The sequence below is a fragment of the Pseudomonas viridiflava genome, from assembly GCF_900602065.1.
Classification (GTDB): Bacteria; Pseudomonadota; Gammaproteobacteria; order Pseudomonadales; family Pseudomonadaceae; genus Aquipseudomonas.
In genome coordinates this window covers 1-311 of sequence record NZ_UWFN01000323.1, presented here as the reverse complement: position 1 = coordinate 311, position 311 = coordinate 1, and the positions used below count along the sequence as shown (strand labels likewise).

The window sequence follows — 311 nt, the reverse complement described above, 5'->3', positions numbered from 1 at the left end:
TTCGTCAGCTTCGGTGAAGTTCAGCAGCGCCAGGGCCAGGCACAGTTGCCAGCGCCGACCGCCCTGAAGGCTGGCGAACATTGCCGCGCCCTGACCGAGACCGACCATGCGCGCGTCATTGAGCTGGCCAATGCGGGCACGGGCATGGACCGCTCGACGGTTATGAACGACGTACTCGATAACCTCGAACACGCAGTGGGCATCGAGCGCGACAGCCAGCTGAAGGCCTTCGCCCTGATGCGTCCGTTCGGTCGCGGCCTGTGCATCGGCCCGGTGGTTGCCGAGGACGTGGATCAGGCCATACACATGAC

Annotated in this window: 1 pseudogene; it reads left to right on the top strand. The window is 64.6% G+C overall.

Annotation, left to right across the window (positions count from 1 at the left end):
* Nucleotides 1–311 (top strand): annotated as a pseudogene (locus tag EE949_RS24380) (GNAT family N-acetyltransferase); the annotation flags it as partial.